This is a genomic window from Actinomadura litoris (assembly GCF_009733595.1).
In the GTDB taxonomy this organism is placed as follows: domain Bacteria; phylum Actinomycetota; class Actinomycetes; order Streptosporangiales; family Streptosporangiaceae; genus Spirillospora; species Spirillospora litoris.
The window spans coordinates 710671-730172 of the sequence record NZ_WOFH01000003.1 but is presented as its reverse complement, the minus strand read 5'-3'; the positions used below and the strand labels follow the sequence as shown (position 1 = coordinate 730172).

Here is a 19502-nt window from a genome sequence, read left to right as displayed (position 1 = left end):
GTCACGGATGTGTACTTTTACCGGGAGCTCGGCGGGCGTCTCGGCGACGCCTCAGGTGCCGGTCGTGCGTACCGCCTGGTATTCCTCTGGTGCGGGCCATGATTCGAGGGTTCTGCGCATGCTCGCGACGAACTGCTCTCCGAGCCCCGTCAGCGCGCCGGAGGTCTGGAGGGTGCGGGTCGCCGCGAGCGTCTTCGGATACCAATCATGGAAATGGCGCAGCGCCTCGTCCGCCGGCTCCGGAGACCGCGTCCGCCTGAGCCAGAAGTCCGCGACGGCGATGTGCGCGTAGGTGCCCTGGAGGAGACCCTCCAGCGGACGCGGGTCGGCGCGCCAGGGCGCGTGGTAGGTGCGGTCGTCGTGGCGGTCGTACAGATCGGCGAAATCCAGCACCGCGCCCAGCTTGACGTGCTGGAACTCGTGCAGCAGCAGCAGGCAGAGCAGCGCGGGGCTCTCCGGCAGCGCGATGCCGACCGAGCCGAACGCGTCCCGCGCGGCCGAGCTGACGCTGCGCCCCCCGCCCGGCGCCTCCAGCGGGACGATCGTGGTCAGCGCCTGGGTGATCGAGGGCGCGTACTCGGCGTACTGCTTCTCCAGCAGCGCCCACGCGTCCTGGAACGCCGCCTGCCACTCCTCGAAGCGCCGCTGGTCGAGCCGTCCGGCGGCGGGCCAGTCGTGGCAGTCGCGGAACGGGTCGAGGTCGTCCAGCGCGACGCTGAACGTCCCGGCCGTCAGGTAGCGGACGTACTCCACCCGCTCGGCGTTCGCCACGTGCAGCTCGCCGTCACCGACCTCGACGGTCGTGCTCGTGCGGCCCGGCACCTCGTAGCGCCCGACGGCGGGGAAGTAGATCGCCCCCTCCTGCACGGGCACGGTCAGCGTGGCCGCGACCCCCGCTCGCGCGGCCGCGACGCACGCGACCGTGGCGAGCAGCCCGTCATCGGGCGGACCCGGCGGGAGGGCGTGCCCGCCCGGCCCGGACGCGAGGTCGCCGGACTTGCGGAGGCGGTGGACGGCCCAGGCGCGGATGTAGGGGTGCGCGAGGGCGGAGTCGAGCGCCTCCGGGTGGGCCGATCCGATGCGGTTGAGCAGCGTCCACGCCTCCGAGGGGGCGGTCCGGCCGCCGACGCGCGCGATGAGCGTCCGGTTTCCGGTCGTCTGGGCGGACTTGAGCTGCGCGATCGCGGGCGGGTCGCCGTAGCCGGTCGCCAGCGACATCAGCGTGTCCAGCGAGAGCTCCTGCGAGGCCCGGGTGGTCCGCCGCTGGACGTGCCGGATCACCGCGAGCAGGTCGTCGCAGTAGACGCTGGGGTTGGCGAAGCCGGTGGCCTCGCTGTGGCGGTGGGCGAACAGGCCGCCCCCGCAGGTGGAGACGACCGGGCATTCCCGGCACTTCTCGCACAGCGCGGCCGTGCCACCCTGCCGCGCGCGGATGCCCGGGTGGTCCGCGACGTCGTCGACCGCGTGGCCGAACACGTCCATCCCGGTGTCGGGGGCGCCCTGGTAGGCGGTCTTGAGCGAGTCGGCCAGCTCGTACTCGCCGTCGGTCTCCACCACGAGCAGGTCGGTGGCCTCCAGGCCGAGCGACTCGGTGAAGCTCGCGCCGCCGCGCCCGGTGCTGATGATCGAGTCGAACATCCGCACCGCCACCGGACGGCCGTCCGCGAGCCACCGGTCGGCGATCACGGCGAGCCAGTCGGCGTAGGCGGTGGCGGACGCCCGGGGCGGCGGGCGGTCCCACGTGTGGTGGGGCCACAGGAAGTCGATCGCCGGCGGCCCGTGGGAGACGAGCGCCTCGTAGACCGCCGTGGGGTCGTTGGCCACGTCGATGGTGCACAGGATGCCCGAGTACAGCTCCGGGTACTCGGCCCGGAGCAGCTCGATGGCCCGCACGGCCTTGTCGTAGCTGCTGCGCCCGTCGCGGTAGCGGCGGTGCCGGTCGTTGGCCTCCCGGTCGCCGTCCAGCGAGATCCCGACCCGGACGCCCTCCGCGCGCAGCAGGTCGCAGAACCGCCGGTCGAGCAGCACGCCGTTGGTGTGCAGGCGCAGGTCGACGCGGCAGACCCGCTCCAGCGGGACGCGAAGGGCGGCGATCAGGTCGGCGAGGTGCGCCGGCCCGGCGAGCAGCGGTTCGCCCCCGTGCAGGATGACGCCGACCTCGGCCAGGCCGTGCCGCTCCGCGTGGTCGGCGATCCGCCGGGCCGCCTGCGCCATGGTCGCGACGGCCATTTCGTTCGAACGGCCGCGCCAACTCTGGTCCGCGTGCTCGAACACATAACAGTGGTCACATGCCAGATCGCATCTGCTGTGCACCTTGAGCACGAATTGGCGGAACACGCTGCCTGTTGGCACGTTCGTTCTCTGTTAATCTAGATAAAGGAGTTGAAGGCCGCCACTCGGACCGGGTCCGATCCCTCGCGCTCCGGCCCGTCGGTGCGGGTCAGGCGGGCGACGATGCGGGCCGCCTCGCCGTCGGAGGCGAGTTCGTCCAGGGTGAGGTCGTGCAGATCTTTGAGCCCCGGCGCGTCAACTTCCAGGAGATTGTTCATGTTCGTCCATCCAGTCGTCTTTGACGGTATGCAACGACCGTACGCGACCTGCGTACGGGCAATCCAGGCCAGACTTGCGCAGTGCCAATAACTCAATGTGATCGAAATCCAGGCGCATGCGCTGCCACGCCGGGCGCCAGGAATTCTACCGGTGGAACGGCGAAAGTTACAGAGTACTCGACCATTCACTTCCCCCGATGGCGGTCGTGTGCGGTTTGACGGCGATTGTCGGACTCGGGTTGCCGAAGCCGCTGGCCACAGCCGGACACGGCTGAGAAGTGCGGATTTCTTCACACGGCCACCGGCTTTCCTGGGAATCTTGCATAATCCGACTATTCCCTACTTTTCGGGCATCGCCCGGGACTCGGCGGATCATGAACGCGCCCGCACGCTCTCCCTGACGGCCTCGCTCGGGGTGAACAGGCCGAGGCGGGCGCCGGTGGGGTCGGCCACGACGCTGAACCGCCCGTGCACGGCGTCGTTGGGCGGGATCTCGGTGACGGCGCCGAGGTCGACCGCCTCACCGGTGGCCGAGTCGCAGTCGGTGACCCAGAAATAGGGGATCCAGTGCGCCTGGGACGACCCGTCCATCGGCAGCATGCCCGCGAGCGGACGGTCGCCCAGCAGCCAGTCGGTGTAGACCGAGGGGCGGTAGACCCGGTCGGCGACGTTCCAGCGGTCGAAGCCGCGGTCGGCGCCCGTCCAGCCGAAGACCGCGCCGTAGAAGCGCTTGGCGGCCTCGGTGTCGCGGCACCACAGCTCGATCCAGCACAGCGCGTCGGTCTCGTCCATCACGTCCGCGCCCCGGTGGTCGTAGGACTGGTAGATGCCGAAGTCGGCGCCCTGCGAGTCGACGCACACGGCCATGCGTCCGAGGTTGGCGACGGTGGCGGGCTCGACCAGCGCCGTACCGCCCGCATCCAGCACCGCGCGGAACGTGCGGTCGAGGTCATCGGTGTGGACGTAGCACGTCCACGAGGGCGGCTCGGTGTCGTCGGCGAGCGGCTGCATCCCCGAGACCGTGGGCCCCTCCGGGCCGCCGTGGGTGAAGACCTCGTAATCGCCCGTCGCGGCGATGGTCAGCGTGTAGGAGCCCCAGCCGAACAGTGCGCGGTAGAAGCCCATGGACACGCCGAGGTCCGGCGTGGCCAGATCCGCCCAGCACGGAGCGCCGTGGGCGTACTCGGTCACCTCCGGCATCGGCGGCCCTTCCCAACGCACATGGGCACCACGCTATGAAGGCGGACGCAATACCAGCGGCGGTGCCCGTGTGGGAATTCGCCAAGATCACCAAAACGTTCGCCAAATCAGACGGCGACCACGCTCTGGAGGAGCCCCCACACGAAATGGGCGACATAAGTGGAACCGTCGGGCGTGGAGATCGTGGCCTGCCAGCGGCTGGGCGCGTCCCCGTCCCGGTGGACGACCGTGCCGAGCCGGTCGTCCAGGTCGCCGACGACGCACGACCAGGGCACCAGGTCCTCGACGGACTCCGGCGGCGCCCCCTCCGCGCGGACGAGCCACTCCTGCATGACCGAACCGTCCGGCGCCAGCACGACCTCGAAGCGCAGGCCCGGCCACAGCGGCAGCGGCGGCCACGAGGCGACCTCGCACGCCACGTCCCCGACCCGCCGCGTCCCGCTCTCCCCCGGGCCGAGGACGGCCTCGTACCCGCGCCGCCCGCGCGGGAACGTCCGCGACCGCACGATCCGCTGCCAGCGCGCGTTGACCTCCCGCATCTCCGTACGGGACGCGCCGAGCGCCCGCATCGCCTCCTCCACCATGCCGGGCTGGTAGTCGGCCATGCGCCGCAGCAGGACGAGCTGGAACTCCCGCCGCGCGAACCCCTTCACCGGGCGCCGACGGCGGCGGTGAGGGCGGGCCAGCTCAGGGCCAGCTCGCGCCTCCAGTACTTCCAGTTGTGCATGCCCGGACCGTACAGGTGCGCGGTGACGGGAACGCCCGCCTCCCCCGCCGCCCGGACGAAACCGCCGTTCATCCCCCCGGAGATCTGCTCACCGATACGGCCCCCGTCCCAGGGCGGGGTGTCGGGGGCGTCATAAGGCCCGGGACGCCCGTCCCCTGAGGAGACATAAACCCCCACGCCCCTCAACCGCGCTACCATGACGGCCGCGTCATGCGCCCGCCAGTTCTCACGATCGAGAAACGGATCGCCCCAGACATCGGTGCCGTTCACCAAGGTCAGAACAAGGGGCATTCCAGGCGCGGTGATGTTGAGCGCCCCGCTGTAGGACGCGACATACCTGAACACCCCCGGATGCCGCTCGGCATAGGTGACCGCGCCCAGCCCGCCGGAGGAGACCCCGATCGCGGCCCGGCTCGTCCCCGCCCGAAAATTCCGCTCCATCAACGGGATGACCTCCTTGATGTGGAAGTCCTCCCATTTCGGAACACCGCCCCGACCACCGTTCCACCAGTTGGCGTACAACCCGTTCCAACCGCCCTCGGGCATGACGACCATGGCCCCGGAGGATGCCGCGACCCGCGCGATGTCGGAGTCCTTGGTCCACGACGTGTAGTCGTTGTTGCCCCCGTGGTAGGCGTACACGACCGGCCACGCCCGCCGGGCCTCCCACCCCCGGGGCACGATCACCCGCGTCCACACGACCGCGCCCAAAGCCGGAGAAGCGACCGAGAAATCAAACTGAAACGCCCCCACCCGCACCACCCGGGTGATCACCGCACCGTCATCAGCCCCGACAAATCCCCCACCCGGCAAAGAAGGCTGCTTCCCCTGCTGCTTCACATCATGGCCGAGATCAGAAGGCCGGGGCACCCGCACCTGAAAGGGCTTGGACCCAAGCACCCGAGAAGGCCGCCCCGGCACCGGAGAGGGCCGAGGCGCACCCCCCGACGACCTGGGCCGAGGCGCGGCCCCCTTCGCCTCGACCAACGGCCCGAACGAAGGAACCGCCTCGTTCCGCGCCGCCCCCTCCGTCCCGGATGCGAACCCCACCCCGGCCAGGACGAGCGCCAGTATCACCGCCGGCAGCAACACGGCCAACGAGACAACACCGGCGACAACGACCAGGCGATCCGCGCGCGTCCTCATGGCCACCCGAAACTAGTGCCCCGGCCCTCCACGAGCGAGGACACCCAGAAACCAGGACAACCCACCAATCCCCCAAGCTCAACGCCCCCCACTCACCACCCAAAGCGCCCCCGATGGCCACCTACGGCCACCCTCCGCACCCGCCCCGTCACAATCCGACCCCGGGAGCGCCCCACCTCCATAACCGAACGGATCCGCCAGAGGGCCGAGAACCTGGACCAGGCGACCCAGTAGAAGGTCGTCTACCTGGCGGCGGGACCACCGCTTCCATGCCCGGACGTCGTTCCTGAGCCAGTGAAACCGGCCGGACGCGGGTCCGGCGCGCCCACGACAGACAACCGCATCAGCCGATCTCCGAAAACCTATGTTGATCGAGGTAGATTTTTGGGGCGGGGTGGGGTAGTGTTCCTGTCATCGAAGAGGAACAAGTCCATGAGACGCGGCAGAGGACGAACTGCCCGGAGAGATGGATGGCGCGCGCCCGGCGTGCCGGGGTCGACGCAGTGGAAGGGACTCCGACAGCGGGCCGCGCGCCCGGCGGCCAACGGGCCGCCGACAGCGTGAAGGCAAGTCGCAACATCGCAGGAAACACGGTTAGTGCAGGTAGGGAACATTCGAAGGGAGGGATTCGACGCCATCGGGATCGCCCGTCGCAGGCTCCAGTCACGCCGCGCGGGTACCGCAGCCCCACAGATTGGACGGTGGTCTACGGTCACGCATTCGCGATCCCCGCACCCCCGCCTCGGGCGGCTGGTGCGGATAGGAACCGGCCACAGGGCCGGGTAGATGGTGTTGTACCTCATGGCCCCGGTGCCGCCTCGCGGCGCCGGGGCCCGTCGGCGTTCCCCGGCGGATCCGGGCATGTCCGCCCGGCGACAGCACGGAAGGATCTATGAGACCACCTCAGCCGCTTCGATCCGGCTCCCACCCGGCCCCGGACACCGAGGCCGATCCGGCGCCGGACGGCGGCCTGGACGACAAGCTCGACGATGAGGACTACCCCGCCTACAGCATGGGCCGGGCCGCCGAGATCCTCGGTGTCACGCCGGGGTTCCTGCGCGGCCTGGACGCCGCCAAGCTGTTCGTCCCGCAGCGCTCGTCCGGCGGCCACCGCCGCTACTCCCGCTACCAACTGCGCCTGGCCCAACGCGCCCGCGACCTCGTCGACGAGGGCACCGCGCTGGACGCGGCCTGCCGCATCATCATCCTTCAGGACCAGCTCGCCGAGGCCCAGCGCATCAACGCGCGGCTCCAGGAGCGCCTCGACCGGCCCCCCGAGCGGGACTGAGCCGCCCCTGGCCGTTCCCGGTCGTCGGCCGGGCTCGCCGCGGGGTCACGGAGCGGAGAGGGAGTGCTCCATCCGGGTGCGCAGGGCCTGTGCCTTCGGGTCGGTGAAGGAGGCGAGGTGGCGGAGGGCTTCCGCCCAGGTGGCGTGGGCCTCGGGGGTGCGGCGCTGGGAGGTCAGGGTCGTCGCGAGGTTGTCCAGGGCCAGGGACAGGGGCCAGCGGCTGTCGGCGTACCTGCGCAGGGACGCGGCGGCCGCGCGGTGGTAGGTCTCGGAGGTCTCCAGGCGGGACAGGTCGCGGCACGCCTCGCCCGCGACGTCCCGGGCCAGGGCCTCGCGGACGCGGTCCCCCAGCCCGTGTTGCAGCTCCATCGCCCGCTCGCAGTTCGACAGCGAGCCCGGCGCGTCCCCGGCCAGGCGTTGCGCTCTGGCGAGTTCCAGCAGCCAGTAGCCCTCCCACGCGGGGTTGCGGGACGTCCGGGCGATCGCCACGGCGCGGTTCGCCGCGTCCAGTGCGCCCGGGGCGTCCGAGCGGGCTCGGCGGATCATGCTGAGCAGCCGGAGGGCGTTGCCCTCGCCGCCCTGTTCGGCGCGGTCGCGGAACAGGGCGAGGGCGTGCTCCACCATGGCCTCGGCCGCGTCCAGCTCGCCGAGTTCGGCGCGGGCCTCGCCGAGGTTGGCGGCCAGGACGGCCTCCCAGTGCGGGTCGTTCAGCTCCCGGCAGATCTCCGTCCCCCGCTCGAACAGGGCGCGCGCCTCGTCCAGGCGCCGGCTCCGCAGGTGGACGAGCCCCAGGTCGTTGAGTGAGAGCGCCTCGCCTTCGCTGTCGCCGGTCTCACGGCGGATCGAGAGCGCGGCGCCGTGCGACTCGGCGCCCTTCGCCAGCTCGTGGGACTGGGTGTAGGCCATGCCGAGGCTCTCCAGCAGGTCGGCCTCGCCCCGGCGGTCCCCCGCCGTGCGGGCCGCCTCCAGGCCGATCCGGCTGGTCGTCACCCAGTCCTCGAACGGGTTGAAGCGCATGTAGATGTTGCGCAGGACGACCGACAGCTTCCACGCGTGCTCGGGCAGGCCGCTGTCGGCGGCGGCGCGGGTGGCCGCGACCAGGTTGGCGCGTTCGCGCTCGTACCAGCGCACCGCGCTGTCGTAGGAGTCGAAGGCCAGCGGCTCGACCTCCCGTTCGGCCCGGGGCAGCGGGACGCTCCGCTCCTGCGGGTTGATCCATGTCTGTGCCGCGTCGGCCGTGTAGAGGTACCAGGTCAGCATCCGCCGTACCGCCCGGGTCCGCTCGCCCTGCTCGTCCTGCCGCCTGGATCTGTCCATGGCATAGCTCCGCAGTAACTCGTGGAAGTGGAAGCGGCCCGCCGGACCCGGTTCGAGCAGGTGGGCACCGGTGAGCACGTCGAGGGGGTCGCGCACGGCCCCGGGGCCGGCCCCGGCGAGGGCCGCCGCCGCGGGGAGGCCGAAGTCCGGGCCGGGGTGCAGCGACAGCGCCCTGAACAGGCGCGCCGCGTCCGGCGGCAGGCTCCGGTAGGACCAGGTGAACACCGCCTGGATGGCGTCGGTGTCGCCGTCGCTGAGGAGCCCCGAGGTGCCCCTGAGTTCGGCGATCATCTCGCGCAGCGGCGTCCAGGGACGGGCGATGGCGCGCTCGGCGGCGACGCGGAGGGCCAGCGGGAGGCAGGCGCACGACCTGGCGAGTTCGGCCAGGTTCTCCGGCGGGTCGTCGCGGGAGGCGAGCCCGGCCTCCCGCAGCAGCGTGACGGCGTCGGGCTCGGAGAGCAGCCGGAGCGTGATCCGGTCGGCGCCGTCCCTGGAGACGAGGCCCGCGAGCATGCCGCGTCCCGTCACGAGGACGGGGCAGCCCGCCGCGCCGGGGAGCAGCGGCCGCACCTGCGCCGCCGTGGCGGCGTTGTCGAGCACGACCAGCGTCCGCCGGTCGGCGAGGAGGGACCGGTAGAGCGCGGCGCATTCGTCCACGTCCCAGGGGATCGCCTCGCGGGGGACGCCGAGCGCCGAGACGAAGCCCTCCAGGACGCGCAGCGGCGTGACCGGGTCGGCCGCGTCGTGCCCGCGGAGGTTCGCGTAGAGCTGGCCGTCGGGGAAGTGCTCGCGCCTGGTGTGCCCCCAATGGACGATCAGGGACGTCTTGCCCACCCCGGCGGTGCCGACGACCAGGGTGACGGGGTTCCGGCGCCGCTCGGCGAGCGTCCGGTCGAGCTGGTCGAGGTAGGCGGACCGGTCGACGAAGCCGTTCACGTCGCCCGGTAGCTGGCGGGGCAGGGGCGCGCCGCTGTGCGGCCGGTGGAAGTGGACGCCTCCGCCGATGTCGCGCGCCTGCACGACACCGCCGACGTCACCGGCCGACAGCTCGGAGCGGGCGGACGGGTCGTCCACCGCTCACCCGGTGAGCGCGCCCCGGCGGGGCGGCGGCAGGTCGGCGACCCTTCTGCGGAAGAACGGTTCGAGGTCCTCGCCGCGGTCGAAGAGGTCGCGTGTCAGGCGCGTGGCGCTCTCGACGAGATGGGCGATGTGGAACCGGATCGCGCCGTCGAGCGCGCCCTCCTCGTCGTAGCGGATCCGGTAGAGGGTGGACGAGCCGAGCGTCAGGAGCTCCGGCAGGGGGCCGGTGCGTTCGAGCGCGGCGACCGAGCCCGCGTCCACGACCCGGATCCGCTCACCGCACCGCGCGCGCTCCCTGAGCAGGTGCAGCTCCCACTGGAGGTAGGGGGTGATCGGTTCCTCGACCACGCGGACCCGGTAGAGCCCGATGCCCATGCTCCCGGCCCGCGCGGAGAACTCGGCGAGCCATTCGCGCTCCTGCCTGATCAGCCGCAGCGCCGTGCCCCACCGGCCTTGGGCGAAGGCGTCCCAGCTGGGGAAACCGGGCTCGACGAAATGCTGGGCCCGTTCCAGTTTCCAGGAGTCCTCGCCGCCGATGGTCCATTGCCGGACACGGAAATCGGCGCGGTAGTCCTCAAGTGACAGCCGGGTGCCGAGCGAATCATCGAGGCTCGTGATCCTATTCATCGGGAATATCATGCTTCGCCGCGATCAGGGTGCCGCGCGGAAGGATCACGATCCGCTCGTCCGAGGCGACCGAGGCGTCGCCGGGCAGTCTGGAACGGTACGAATCGGTGAGGTCGCGGCCGATCACGGCCACGTCGCCGTTGTCGAGCTCCCAGATGTCGGGGCATCCGTCACGCCCGCCGGTGATGTCCAGTTCTTTCGCCGATTTCCCTAACCGCCGGACGAACGAGGCGGAAGGATCGGCCTCCCATGATCGGACCATCGGAGCCTCCCCGGAGAATAAGATCAACTGTAAAGTTACCTTACTGTTGAACCATTCGTCAACAGCCCAAATAGGGGACTCGGCGCTATAAATGCAATATACAGCGCAAGTCCGACCGAACTGCCGGGGAATATTGGATCTAGAAGTGATCCAATTCCCGTGGATCAGGGGAAGCGTTCGCGGAGGGCGGGGAGTAGATCGTATTCCGCCCAGGTTCGGAAGTCCTTTTGGTGGTCCGCGCCGGTCTGGCAGAACGAGACGTGGGTGAAACCCGCGTCCGACCACTGCTGGACGGCCTCGATGTAGTCCTCGACGTCGTTGCCGCACGGGACCGCCTTCAGGACGTCCTCCGGACGGACGGTCTCGGAGGCGGCCTCGAAGTTCACCGGCCCCGGGAGTTCGGCCATCACCTTCCAGCCCGGGACGGAGAAGCGCCACATGTGGGCGCGCCGCCTGGCCTCCTCGGGATCGTCGCCGAAGGCGATCGGGATCTGGCCGTAGACCGGCTTGCCCACGCCGGCCTCGTTGTTGAACAGGCGGACGACGTCGCCGAGCGGCTGGTCGGAGATCAGGGCGTCGGCGTGCCGGGCGGCGAGGTGGGCGGAGCGGTGGCCCGAGGCGGCCATGCCGATGCGGACCGGCTCGTCGGGCAGGTCGTAGAGCTTGGCGGAGTCGACGTCGAAGTGCCGGCCGCGGTAGTTGACGTAGTCGCCGCCGAACAGGGCCCGGATGATCTCGACGGCCTCGGCGAACATCTCGTGCCGGACGTCCGCCGAGGGCCAGCCCCGCCCGACGACGTGCTCGTTCAGGTTCTCGCCCGCGCCGAGGCCGAGCGTGAAGCGGCCGTCGGACAGGACGCCCACGGTCGCGGCCTTCTGCGCCACCACGGCCGGGTGGTAGCGCATGATCGGGCAGGTCACGAACGTCATCAGCGGGATGCGGTCGGTCGCCTGGGCCAGGGCGCCGAGCACCGACCAGGTGTAGGCGGAGTGGCCCATCTCCTCCAGCCACGGGAAGTAGTGGTCGGAGATCACCGAGTAGGAGAAGCCCGCGTCCTCGGCCTCGACGAGGTCGGTGACGAGCTGTTTCGGCGGGGTCTGTTCGCAGAGCAGCGTGTATCCGAATTCCATGCTGTCCGCGTACCCGCTGATACGAGGTGAATCGTCAAGACTCGCTCAACGTCACCTGCCGAGGAGGTCCATGATGTCGTCGGCGTGCTCCTCCTCCTCGGCGAGGATCTCCTCCATGATGCGGCGCGTGGTGACGTCGCCGGCGCCGAGCCAGCGGATGATCTCCTGGTAGGACTCGATGACGATGCGCTCGGCGACGAGGTTCTCCTCCAGCATCCCCTTCAGGTCGTCGTCGGAGAAGGTCTCGTAGGTCGTGTGGGAGCGTTCCGCGAGGGTCTTCGGGTCGAAGTCGGGGTCGCCGCCGAGCTGGCTGATGCGCTCGGCAGCGCGCATCGCGTGGCGGCGCTCCTCCTCCGCGTGCTCGTGGAACTCGGCGGCCACCTGCGCGCGGTCGATCCCGGTCGCGCTGATGGCGTGCCGCGAGTAGCGCATCCAGCAGACGATCTCGGTGGCGAGGACGTCGTTGAGGACGCCGACGACCTCGCTCGGGCTCCTGCGGTACCCCTCGGTCAGCGGCCCGTCGTCCATCTTCTGGCGGGCCCGCTGCCGGATCGCCGCCACGTCGATGCTGAAGCTGTCGTCTGCCATGCGCTCCTCCTGTGATCGGTGGCCCTGCGCATCGGTGCCTACCCAATCTGTGAGCGACATGCGTCCGCCGATGAAAACGCCGCAGGCCCCTGCACGCAAGGGATCGGCACGCGCAGGGCGGCCGACACGACCGGTCGGCGCCGCATTCCAAGCTTGGCCACCATCAGTGACATCTGCTATACGTAGAGCTACTTCGCCTCGACCCGTGGCGAGGTATGGGACATCCGGTATCCACCTTGAGATCCGGGCGTGACAAGGAAGAAAAGGAACCTCATGAAGTCCTTCAGCTACACCGAGCTGGACCTGCTGGCCGGCGAGGTCCTGCCCGAGCGCGCCGTGCTGTCGACCCTCATCGTCGGCGGCGGCAGCGACAACGACAACACCAACACCAACCTCAACGCCGGCGGCCACGGCCACGGCGGCGGCACGACCGCCGTCGTCCCGAACTGCCAGGGCAACATCACCCACTCGCAGGGCGGCCTCGTCGGGGCCCTGGGCCTCAGCTCGGAGAACCCCAACAGCTCGTTCACCTGCGCGGGCAGCTCGGTGGTCTCGGGTCACTGACCCGGCCAGGCATGATCGCGGGCTCGTGCCCGCTTGGGAAGGGCCGGCGTTCTCCCGCCGGCCCTTCCCCCTCTTTCCGGACGACCCGAAAGCGATCACGATGCGTTCCGCACACCCTCTCACCCTCAGTTACGACGACCTCGACCGGCTCGCCCCCGAGGTCCTGCCGGGACGGCTGGCGCTGTCCACCGGCGGGGTCCGCGGCGACGGCGGCTCCGGCGACACGACGGTCGTCTACGCCTGCCAGGCGACCTCCTCCCCGGGCACCAGCGGCCTGCTCGGGACGGGCCTGTTCGCGCAGGCGCCCTACTCCACCCTGACCTGCGTCCCGGCCACCGTCGTCGACCATCACAAATGAGCCGGCCCGCCGCACCGGACGTGGCGGGGGACGAGCCCCCGGCGGCCCTCACCCTGCCGACGCTCGCCGAGGGCACCGAACTCGTCGGCGAGTTCAAGAACTCGGGCTACCGGGAGCAGCCCCACCTGGTCAGCCTGCCCAACCGGCAGCTCGTGCGGCTGCCGCCGGTGCTGTTCCTGGTCGCCAAGGCCCTGCACGAGCACGAGCCCCGGGCGGGCGAGGACGTCCAGGCCGCGCTCGACCGGGTGGCGGTCGCCGTCAGCGCGGCGGCCGGGGCGCGGCTGACCGGCGAGCAGGTCGTCTACCTCGTCGACCGCAAGCTCGCCCCGCTCGGCGTCACCACCTACAGCGACGGCACGCCGCCGCCCGTGGTCAAGGCCGACCCGTTCCTGGCGCTGCGATTCAAGATCGCCGTGTTCCCCGAGTCGGTGACCTGGTTCGTCGGCGGCCTGTTCTGCTGGCTGTTCCGGCCGGTGGCACTGCTGCTCATGATCGCGGCCGTGGTGGCGGGCGAGGCATGGGTGCTGACGACCCGCTCGCTGGCGCTGGCGATGCAGCACACGATCATGAACCCGGTCAGCATTCTGCTGATCATGGGGCTGGGGATCGCGTCGGCGGCCTTCCACGAGATCGGGCACGCCACCGCCTGCCGCTACGGAGGCGTGCGGCCCGGCGTCATGGGCTGCGGCATCTACCTGGTCTGGCCCGCCTTCTACACCGACATCACCGAGTCCTACCGGCTCGGACGCGGCGGACGGCTGCGCGCCGACCTCGCGGGCGTCTACTTCAACGGCATCTTCATCGTCGGGCTGACGCTGCTCTACCTCCAGACGGGGTTCGAGCCGCTGCTGGTCGCCGTCCTGTACGTCAACCTGGAGATCTTCCAGCAGTTGCTGCCGACGCTCCGGTTCGACGGGTACTACATCATGTCGGACCTGATCGGCGTCCCCGACCTGTTCCGCTACATCGGGCCGATCCTGCGCCGCACGCTCCTGCGCCGCCCGGCCGACGCCCGGCTGGACGACCTCAAGCGCTGGCCGCAGTTCTTCGTCGCGCTCTGGGTGCTGACGATCGTGCCGCTGCTGGCGTTCCAGCTCGTGCTCATCGCGACGCAGGTCCCGAACCTGGTCGCCAAGGACTGGTGGATGATGCGGCGGCTCGCGGCCGAGGCGGCGGGGGGCGCCGGGCCGCTCCAGCTGATCACCTCCAGCCTGCAGATCGTGCTGCTCGTGCTGCCGCTGCTCGGCCTGGCGATGATCCTGTTCCAGCTCGCGCGGGGACTGGTGCGGCTCCTCATCCGCTACGTGAACGGGCCCGCGCCCGAACCCGTCCCCGACGCCTGACCTCCCGCCGGAACGCGCCGGGCACCCGCCGAGGTGGGACCCGGCGCGTTCGCGTCCCCCGGGCGGCGCGGGCTCCGGCGGCCCGCGCCTCAGGTCCGGGCCACCCCCTCGACGGCGCTCGCCGGGGGCGCGGGGCCGCGCCATTCCAGGACGAGGACGGTGGCGTCGTCGTCCAGCCGCCCGGCGTGGTGGTCGAGGATGCTGTTGATGAGGCGGCGCAGCGTCTCGGGGACGGGCAGCCCGTCGGCGTTGCGCCGGATGATGAAGTCAACGAAGCGGGCGAGGCCGAACTCGCGCTTGTCGGGGTCGCGGGCCTCGACGATGCCGTCGGTGTAGAGCAGCAGGCGGTCGCCGGGTTCGAGCTGTTCGCGGCACAGCTCCGGTTCCACGCCGAGGCCGGTGCCGAGCGGCGTGGCCGGCGAGCAGTCCAGCGTGGTCACCCAGCGCCCGCCGCGGATCACCACCGGCGGCGGATGCCCGTAGGACACCCAGGTCAGCGTGCCCGTGCCGAGGTCGAGGTCGGCCAGCACGGCGGTGACGAACCGGCCCGACCGGTCCTGTTCGAGCAGGACCTCCTCGATCGCCCGGCCGGCCGCCACGAGGTCGCCGCCCCCGACCCGGCTGTTGCGGCAGGCCGCGACGGCCAGGTTGGACGACAGGCCGGCGGCGGTGTCGTGGCCCATGGCGTCGAAGACGCCGAGGAAGACCCGGTCGCCGGCGAGCGCGTAGTCGAAGGTGTCGCCGCCGAGCCGGTAGGCGGGCTCCAGCGCCGCCCCGATCACGACCCGGTCGGTGGCGAAGGTCAGCGGCGGCATCAGCCGCCACTGCATCTCCGCCGACACCGTCATGTCCTGCCGGCGCACCAGGCGGGAGAGGGAGTCGCTGGCCGGCCCCTTGCTGACGACGATCAGAGCGATCAGCCCGGCCAGGTCCTCGGCGTCCCGCAGCACCGCCTCGTCGTCGCGGGCGGCGGTCACCCGCAGGACGCCGAGCCGCTCGGTGCCGTCGAGGATCGGCACCCAGTGGTGGCGGGCGCGGTCGTCGACGGGCTGCCCGGCCATCGTCTGGACGCTCTGGAACGCGCGCCCGGCGAGCGTCCCGTCGACGCGGATCTCGGCGTCCTCCCCGCCGCGCCCGCCCCCGAGCCCCGCACCGTCCTCGCCCGGCCCGGCCAGCAGCTTCAGGACGTTCTGCTGGAGATCGACCAGGTAGATCAGGACGTCGTCGAGCCCCGCGCGGGCCGCGTGCTCGGCGACCACGACCGGCAACTGCTCCAGAGCGATCAGGTGACTCGCCGCCACCAGCCTGCTCAGCATTCGCTCCCCGCGCCCCGTGTCCATCGCCGCTCCTCCGTCCCACCGCGCCCTTCCCGGCCTTCTACCCGTGGGGACGGAGGCGTTACCGGCGCTATTTCGGCAGGAGGGCCGCGAAGTCCGGCTTGAGCAGGGCGCGGACGCTCGCGTAGGACGCGCCGAAGTCCAGGTTGCCGCAGCCGTCGCTGCCCCCGTGCAGCCACGACAGCCGGAACTCGGCCGGGGTGAGGAACGCGCTCAGGCGGGGCGGGCCGGTCTCCATTCCCTTGATCGTCGTGCCCTCGGAACGTTCCGGGAAGAAGTCGGCCCGCTTGAACCCCCCGTCGGAGTTGCAGTCGGTCCACTTGCGGTCGTGGCCGTTGTCGCGCTGCGTGAAGATCGTCTGGAGCCGCGCGATGCCCGCCGCCGTCAGCGTCTCGGGACGGAAGACGTCGGTGGCGGTGAGCCGCTTGCCGGTGCGCAGGTCGACGGTGACGACCTCGCCGCCGACCGCGCCGTCCGCCTGCTTGCACCAGTCCGACTGCATGAAGTACCGGACGGACACGAACCGCGGCCCTTGCAGCCCCGCCCGCGCGCTCGTGAAGACCGTGACGGGTACGCCCCGGCATCTGCCCTGGTCGTAGTTGCCCCTGCCGATCGTGATGAGCCGGTCGAGGGGCGCGCGGAGCTCCTGGTTGACGCGCTTCTCCAGCGCGGGGTCGCCGAGCCCGGTGACCGTGGCGTACCGCGCGTCCCGGATCTGGAGCCCGCCGACCGTCTGGGTCTGGGACGCGAGCCGGACGGAGGCGAGGGGTTCGGGCTCCTGGTTGTCGGAGCCCTTCGTCGCGTAGACCGCGACGGTCGCGGACGTGGCGACGACGGCGACGCCCGCCACCGCGATCGCGCCCTTCCCGGCGGCGGTGGCGAGAAAGCCCTTGCTCACGCTCGCCCCGGCGGTCCCGGCCGAGCCGAGACCGCTGCCCCCCGCGGCCGACCCGGCGGCCGTTCCCGCGCCCGCGGTACCGGCGGCGGCGCCCGCCGCGCCCGGGGCGACGGCCAGCGCGCCGAGCGGGAACAGCGCGGCGAGGCCGACCGCCGCGGCGGCCAGGGCGCGGACGCCCCGCCGCTCCCAGTCCGGCCCGTACGCGGCGGCGGCCGCCGCCTCCAGCCGGGAGACGAACGCCGCCGCGCCGGGCGGGCGCTCCTGCGGGGCCTTCGCCATCCCCTCGGCGACGAGCGGGCGCAGCGCCTCGGGCAGGTCCTCGACATCGGGCGCGGCGGTCAGGTGCTGGTTCATCAGCGCGGCCCGCCCGTCCGCCCGGAACGGCCGCCGACCCGTCACGCACTCGACGAAAACGCAGGTCGCGGCGTAGACGTCGGTGGCCGGGGTGGCGGGCTCGCCGCGCCACTGCTCGGGCGACATGTAGGCGGGCGTCCCGGCGAACGAGCCCTGCCCGGACAGGACGGCGACGCCGAAGTCGACGAGCTTGCTCAGCCCGTCCGCCTGGACGACCACGTTCGCGGGCTTGTAGTCGCGATGGACGACGCCGACCGAGTGCGCCGCCGCGAGCCCGAGCAGCGAGCCCTTCAGCACCAGCAGCGCCGCCTCGGGCTCCAGCCTCCCGTTCTCGGCCAGCACGTCCTTCAGCGACGCGCCGTTGACGGCCTCCATCACGATGGCCGCGCCGTGCTCGCTCTCGGTGAAGCGGTACAGGCGCGCGACATAGGGGCTGGTCAGCCGACCGAGCATCTGGGCCTCGGCCCGCAGGCTCGTGAGCGCGGACTCGTCCCCGCGCGCCAGGTACTTGATCGCCACGGGGGTGCGGGACCCGGCGTGGTGGGCGAGGACGACCCGTCCCTGCGCACCACGCCCGAGTTCCCGCGCCTCGATGAACTCCGCCAGCCGCCAGTCCGCCACGCGTTCCCCTTGCTCGTCCCTGTGGTCAGGCATTCCACCAGAGGGTGACGCCGCCGCGTAAGGGAAGGTTCACGGTGAATCATCCGTGGTCACGCGGCGGGGTGGGGAGCCGGGCCGGCGGCGGGGGCCCGGCGGTGGCCGCCCGCGCGGCGCCCGGAAGGTGATGTGGGACACATAACGGGGCTCGGCGCGGCACACGGGAAGTCGGCCGGAACGTGCTAACTCACAGGTCACGGGCGCGGGTTATCGTTTTTCGCTGAGAGTAGCCCGAAACGCGGTCGTGAATTGCAGCGAGACCTGTGCTAAAACCCGAATGGGGTCGGCTCACTCGGAAGGAACCTCATGGCCGCGGCGGACACTCACACGGTCGATCAGGTGGTCAACACGGAGGGTTATCCACTGGAGGACCCGGGCGGCGAGGGATGGCGCGGCGTCGTTTCCCGCGTCCGGGACGACCTGGCGAAATCCGGATGCAGCGTGCTCACCGATTTCATCCACCCATCTTTGCGCGAGACGCTCCGGGAGGAGTGCGCGGCGATCGCGCCGCAATCCCATGACGGCGTCGAGACCGTCAACGCCTACAACATCGACACAAGCTCCCCGCTGCCGGATGACCATCCGGCGCGCATCACCGTCCAGCGCGGTAATTCATTTGTCGCGCGGGACCGGATTCCCACCGCCCACCTCATTCACCGGCTGTATTCGAACGGCCTGTTCCAGCATTTCGTCGCGAGCTGCTTCGGGCTGCCCCGGGTGCACGAACTCGGCGACCCGCTGTCGGGGCTGTGCCTCAACGTCGTCCGGCCCGGGATGGAGCACCCGTGGCATTTCGACACCAACGAGTTCACGGTGTCGCTGCTGACGCAGGAGCCGGAGGGCGGCGGCGTGTTCGAGTACTGCCCGAACATCAGGTCCGCGCGGGAGGAGAACTTCGACGCCGTCCGGAGCGTGCTGACCGGCGACGGCGCGGGTCTCGTCCGGCGGCTCACGCTGAACCCCGGGGACCTCCAGTTGTTCAAGGGCCGCTATTCGCTGCACCGCGTGACCCCGGTCCTCGGGGAGCGGGAGCGGCACACGGCGATCCTCGCCTACAGCGAGCGCCCGGGGGTCGTCGGCAGCGTGGCGCGGACGCGGCAACTCTTCGGGCGCGTGCTGCCCGAGCACCTGGCGGCGGAGGGACGCGCCGTACGGGTCGACCGGCTACTGGATTAGGAGGACCGCCATCGTGCGCGTCGACACGTCCGGGAAGATCTCGCTCGACCACATCTACACGCGGCCGGATCCGCGTGCCTTCTTCGGCACTCTCCGCGAACTCGACTATTACATACCGGAGTTGGCCAAACCACACTTCAAGGGACTTATCGCCGAATACCGCCGAACGCGGGGCATCGCGGCCCCGACCGTTCTCGACATCGGCTGCTCCTACGGAATCAATGCCGCACTGCTGAAGTATGGCGCCACGATGGGCGAGCTGTACGATCGGTATAGCGGCGGCGATGTCCACGGGCACTCGCGCGCCTCCCTGCTGGCCCGAGATCGGGAGTCGATCCGTTCCGGTGAACCCGCTGAACCCGTCCGCTTCCTCGGTCTGGACGCCTCCGACAACGCGCTTTCCTACGCGCTCGACGCCGGTTATCTCGACGGCGCCCTGCACGCCGACCTGGAGAACGCCGACCCCACCGAGGAGCAGCGCGAGCGGCTCGCCGAGACCGATATCGCCATCTCCACCGGCTGCCTCGGATATGTCACCGAGAAAACGATCATGCGGATCGTGGCGGCGGGCGGCGGACGGCCGCCGTGGATGGCGCATTTCGTTCTGCGGATGTTCCCGTTCGACACGGTCGCGGACCGGCTCGCCGAGGCCGGGTACCGCACCGTCCGGCACGCCGGGCTGTTCCGGCAGCGCCGGTTCGCGACCCCGCAGGAGCGCGACCTCATCCTGGACCGGCTGTCGGACGTCGGCGTCGACCCGACCGGACTGGAGACCTCGGGCTGGCTCTACGCCCAGCTCTACGTCTCCCGCCCCCTGTGAAGCGCCCCCGCGTGAAGAACCCCCGTGTGAAGAGCCCCCGCATCGAACGCCCCGCACGACACGCCCCCACTGATCTCAGAT

The 19502-nt window shown here is 71.1% G+C and carries 18 protein-coding genes; 6 read left to right on the top strand and 12 right to left on the bottom strand.

Going from position 1 to position 19502, the window contains the following annotated elements:
* Positions 1-51: 51 nt before the first annotated feature.
* The 5 genes from GNZ18_RS43620 to GNZ18_RS11050 all read right to left on the bottom strand — a co-directional run bounded on the left by GNZ18_RS43620 (position 52) and on the right by GNZ18_RS11050 (position 5316).
* The gene (locus GNZ18_RS43620) at positions 52-2322 is read right to left on the bottom strand and encodes an FxsB family cyclophane-forming radical SAM/SPASM peptide maturase (protein ID WP_312874430.1); all 2271 of its coding nucleotides are present in this window, start codon (positions 2320-2322) and stop codon (positions 52-54) included.
* 47 nt (positions 2323-2369) lie between these two features.
* Positions 2370-2549, bottom strand: coding sequence for a hypothetical protein (locus GNZ18_RS11065; protein ID WP_156216131.1), 180 nt, complete (start codon positions 2547-2549; stop codon positions 2370-2372).
* A 372-nt stretch (positions 2550-2921) separates the two neighbouring features.
* Positions 2922-3749, bottom strand: coding sequence for a VOC family protein (locus GNZ18_RS11060; RefSeq protein ID WP_156216130.1), 828 nt, complete (start codon positions 3747-3749; stop codon positions 2922-2924).
* A 107-nt stretch (positions 3750-3856) separates the two neighbouring features.
* Positions 3857-4402 (bottom strand): hypothetical protein, encoded by a 546-nt coding sequence (locus GNZ18_RS11055; RefSeq protein ID WP_312874428.1) that lies wholly within the window; start codon positions 4400-4402, stop codon positions 3857-3859.
* Positions 4399-5316, bottom strand: coding sequence for an alpha/beta hydrolase (locus GNZ18_RS11050; protein ID WP_173390727.1), 918 nt, complete (start codon positions 5314-5316; stop codon positions 4399-4401). The genes GNZ18_RS11055 and GNZ18_RS11050 overlap by 4 nt, the downstream gene beginning before the upstream one ends.
* Before the next feature lie 1318 nt (positions 5317-6634).
* On the opposite strand from GNZ18_RS11050, the gene GNZ18_RS11045 reads away from it, so the two are divergent.
* Positions 6635-6910, top strand: a complete 276-nt coding sequence (locus GNZ18_RS11045; protein WP_246249696.1) for a MerR family transcriptional regulator — start codon at positions 6635-6637, stop codon at positions 6908-6910.
* Between the two features lie 45 nt (positions 6911-6955).
* Here the strand turns inward: GNZ18_RS11045 and GNZ18_RS11040 are convergent, their stop codons facing one another.
* The 5 genes from GNZ18_RS11040 to GNZ18_RS11020 all read right to left on the bottom strand — a co-directional run bounded on the left by GNZ18_RS11040 (position 6956) and on the right by GNZ18_RS11020 (position 11914).
* On the bottom strand, positions 6956-9301 hold the full coding sequence (locus GNZ18_RS11040; RefSeq protein ID WP_214617143.1) for an ATP-binding protein: 2346 nt from the start codon (positions 9299-9301) through the stop codon (positions 6956-6958).
* A gap of 3 nt (positions 9302-9304) precedes the next feature.
* Positions 9305-9934: a DUF6879 family protein gene (locus tag GNZ18_RS11035; RefSeq protein ID WP_156216127.1), complete on the bottom strand. Its 630-nt coding sequence runs from the start codon at positions 9932-9934 to the stop codon at positions 9305-9307.
* The gene (locus GNZ18_RS11030) at positions 9927-10196 is read right to left on the bottom strand and encodes a hypothetical protein (protein WP_156216126.1); all 270 of its coding nucleotides are present in this window, start codon (positions 10194-10196) and stop codon (positions 9927-9929) included. Before GNZ18_RS11030 ends, GNZ18_RS11035 begins: the two co-directional genes overlap by 8 nt.
* A 164-nt stretch (positions 10197-10360) precedes the next feature.
* On the bottom strand, positions 10361-11326 hold the full coding sequence (locus tag GNZ18_RS11025) for a TIGR03557 family F420-dependent LLM class oxidoreductase (RefSeq protein WP_156216125.1): 966 nt from the start codon (positions 11324-11326) through the stop codon (positions 10361-10363).
* Between the two features lie 51 nt (positions 11327-11377).
* The gene (locus GNZ18_RS11020) at positions 11378-11914 is read right to left on the bottom strand and encodes a ferritin-like domain-containing protein (protein ID WP_156216124.1); all 537 of its coding nucleotides are present in this window, start codon (positions 11912-11914) and stop codon (positions 11378-11380) included.
* Between the two features lie 273 nt (positions 11915-12187).
* Here GNZ18_RS11020 and GNZ18_RS11015 point away from each other — a divergent pair, with 273 nt between their 5' ends.
* The 3 genes from GNZ18_RS11015 (at position 12188) to GNZ18_RS11005 (ending at position 14179) form a co-directional block, all read left to right on the top strand.
* On the top strand, positions 12188-12478 hold the full coding sequence (locus GNZ18_RS11015; protein ID WP_156216123.1) for a hypothetical protein: 291 nt from the start codon (positions 12188-12190) through the stop codon (positions 12476-12478).
* A 100-nt stretch (positions 12479-12578) separates the two neighbouring features.
* Positions 12579-12836, top strand: a complete 258-nt coding sequence (locus tag GNZ18_RS11010) for a hypothetical protein (RefSeq protein ID WP_156216122.1) — start codon at positions 12579-12581, stop codon at positions 12834-12836.
* Complete coding sequence (locus GNZ18_RS11005; protein ID WP_156216121.1) at positions 12833-14179, top strand: hypothetical protein; 1347 nt, start codon at positions 12833-12835, stop codon at positions 14177-14179. Before GNZ18_RS11010 ends, GNZ18_RS11005 begins: the two co-directional genes overlap by 4 nt.
* Positions 14180-14268: 89 nt before the next feature.
* Here GNZ18_RS11005 and GNZ18_RS11000 read toward each other — a convergent pair whose 3' ends face one another.
* Positions 14269-15519: a PP2C family protein-serine/threonine phosphatase gene (locus GNZ18_RS11000; protein WP_214617146.1), complete on the bottom strand. Its 1251-nt coding sequence runs from the start codon at positions 15517-15519 to the stop codon at positions 14269-14271.
* A 67-nt stretch (positions 15520-15586) separates the two neighbouring features.
* On the bottom strand, positions 15587-17422 hold the full coding sequence (locus GNZ18_RS10995; RefSeq protein WP_156216120.1) for a serine/threonine-protein kinase: 1836 nt from the start codon (positions 17420-17422) through the stop codon (positions 15587-15589).
* 342 nt (positions 17423-17764) lie between these two features.
* Between GNZ18_RS10995 and GNZ18_RS10990 the strand changes: the two genes are divergently transcribed.
* Positions 17765-18601 (top strand): HalD/BesD family halogenase, encoded by an 837-nt coding sequence (locus GNZ18_RS10990; protein ID WP_312874427.1) that lies wholly within the window; start codon positions 17765-17767, stop codon positions 18599-18601.
* A gap of 13 nt (positions 18602-18614) precedes the next feature.
* On the top strand, positions 18615-19421 hold the full coding sequence (locus GNZ18_RS10985; RefSeq protein ID WP_214617149.1) for a class I SAM-dependent methyltransferase: 807 nt from the start codon (positions 18615-18617) through the stop codon (positions 19419-19421).
* The last annotated feature ends 81 nt before the right edge of the window (positions 19422-19502 follow it).